We start from the raw sequence: 2,247 nt of genomic DNA, 5'->3' as shown, positions 1-2,247 counted from the left end.
CGCAGAAAGCGGGCTTTGCAAACTCGGCCGTTTGACGCAACCGGTCGAGGTTCTTTTGCTGCGTTGCGGCCCGCTGTTCCGGCCGTTCGCTGCGACTGCAAGGTTTAGGAACCGGTGAGCTCCGGGACGTAGCACCATTTCGCTGCAGCTGCTCCAAGGTCGGCACTGTGCGCTTCTCGAGCGCAGCAGGAAGCAGACCAACGAGGCAGTTAGTTGCGTAAAGTACAGCGAGAGACTATCGCTACCGCAAACAAGGCCTGCAACGAACCAAGGTATCGATCCATGATTCCGAAAGCTGAAATTCACTGTCATATAGAGGGCGCTGCAGATCCGGATATCGTTGTCCGGCAAGCCCGCAAATACAACGTTGATGTGTCCGACATCATTCAGAACGGTGTCTTTGTCTGGAATGGCTTTTCAGAGTTCCTGAAGTGTTTTGATGGTGCGGCGGCCCTTTTTCGCACTTCCGAAGACTATGCCCTGCTAGCGGAAACCTATCTGACCCAACTCGCTGAGGACGGTTGCATATATTCAGAGATCTTCATCTCCACCGATCATGCCCGCATGATTGGTATTTCCGAGCGCGACTATATTGACGGGCTGGCCGAAGGCATAACCCAAGCCCGGCGGAAGCACGGCATCGAAGCGCGTATGATCGCGACAGGTCTACGACACGAAGGCCCTGAGTCTGTGCTTCGTGCAGCGACCTATATCGCCCAAAACCCTCATCCTCTCGTCACGGGATTCGGCATGGGCGGCGATGAACGTATGCACCATCCAAAAGATCTGTCGCCCGGTTTTGATGTGGCGCGCGAAGCAGGTCTGTCGATCACAACCCACGCTGGCGAATTTGGGGGGGCAGACTCGGTGAGGGATTCATTGACATATCTCAAGCCAAGCCGGATTGGGCATGGTGTCCGAGCGATCGAAGACCCTGAGTTGGTGCAAGAGCTTGCCGACCAAGAGATCGTTCTGGAATGCTGCCCGGGCTCCAATATTGCCCTGTCTGTTTACAATGATTTTTCCGAACACCCCTTTATGGCCCTCCGCGAAGCGGGGGTTCTCGTGACACTGAACTCGGACGATCCGCCACATTTCCACACCTCACTGGCGCGTGAGTATGAAATCGGGGCAACAGAATTTGGTCTGACAGAAGCAGATCTGCGCGAAATTACCCGCACCGCACTCAACGCGGCATTTGTTGACGAAGAAACACGCGCCGCGCTGCTGCTTAAACTGGAGGCCTAGAGTTCTACTCTCACGTCGTGCAGCCAGATTTTGGGCGGCCGCGACAGCATGAACACAACAACGTCGGCGAGATCCTCGGGTTCTGTGAAGATGTGATTGGGCACGTCTTGGTTGGCCTTTGCGAACATCTGGGTGTTGGTGCCGCTCTGATAGATCCCCGCGACGCGAATTCCTGTGTCCTGCTCATCGGCCTTCAGGACTTCTGTGAATCCACGCACGCCATACTTGGTGGCCGTGTATACGGATTGGCCTGCCTGCGCTACAATACCGGATTTCGATGCGACGTTTAGAATAATAGCCTCTGTTTTTTTACGCAGGTCTGCAATTAGAAATCGCGTTAGCTGCATAAGTGCTGTCAGATTTGTCTGCACGCAGGTTTGAAGCATGTTGGCGTCGATTTCGTCCAACGGACCAGTCTTGTGCCAAACCCCCGCATTATTGATCAGGATATCAACGCCGTTAAACGCCGTCAGGATGTCTTGGGCAGTTTGTTCTAGTTGCGCGACATTTTGGATGTCGCAGGCAAAGGACCGAACCTGCTGCGCTCCTCCTGCTAGGCACCGCTTTTCCACGTCCGCCAGCCGCTCTGCGTTCCGCCCAATGATCGCCAAGTTGCAGCCTTGTTCAGCAAGCTTTAGGCAGATGTGCTTTCCAATGCCGTCACTGCCACCTGTTACCACGACGGTCTTGCTCCGAAGGTTCATAGTCTAATTCTCCGTAAAGGTGAGACGCTTCGATGAATGGCTATGCGCCAAGCTCAGGGATATTTGAATTCTTCACCTTCGTAGCCGAACCAAAATCAAAGCAAAAGCGCGTACGTTCTCTGTTGCATGTTGAAACGGAACCAATGGCTGCTCTCATTGGGCGTTGGCCATCCACCCAACTCGCAGCATCCTTCAAGATGGGCTCACTGCTGCCTTGCGGCGGCGCGGCACCGAGAGACCGGCCCAAGCTTGTCCCAGGCCAGCCACGATCAGGTCAAGTCAGCCCGAAGCGGAC

Annotated in this window: 3 protein-coding genes; 2 read left to right on the top strand and 1 reads right to left on the bottom strand. The window is 54.9% G+C overall.

The window, feature by feature from the left end:
* The first annotated feature begins 282 nt into the window (after positions 1–282).
* Positions 283–1,248: an adenosine deaminase gene (locus OO25_RS22035; protein WP_040182996.1), complete on the top strand. Its 966-nt coding sequence runs from the start codon at positions 283–285 to the stop codon at positions 1,246–1,248.
* Here OO25_RS22035 and OO25_RS22030 read toward each other — a convergent pair.
* Positions 1,245–1,952 carry an SDR family oxidoreductase gene (locus tag OO25_RS22030; RefSeq protein WP_040182994.1) on the bottom strand — a complete coding sequence of 236 codons (708 nt, stop codon included), beginning with the start codon at positions 1,950–1,952 and terminating at the stop codon, positions 1,245–1,247. The genes OO25_RS22035 and OO25_RS22030 overlap by 4 nt on opposite strands.
* 32 nt (positions 1,953–1,984) lie before the next feature.
* Here OO25_RS22030 and OO25_RS23160 point away from each other — a divergent pair.
* Positions 1,985–2,247: hypothetical protein (locus OO25_RS23160; RefSeq protein WP_206778548.1), on the top strand; the 263-nt coding region annotated here is incomplete at its 3' end.

The sequence above is a fragment of the Phaeobacter sp. S60 genome, from assembly GCF_000826845.1.
Lineage (GTDB): Bacteria > Pseudomonadota > Alphaproteobacteria > Rhodobacterales > Rhodobacteraceae > Phaeobacter > Phaeobacter piscinae.
This window is presented reverse-complemented; position numbering and strand designations above follow the sequence as displayed.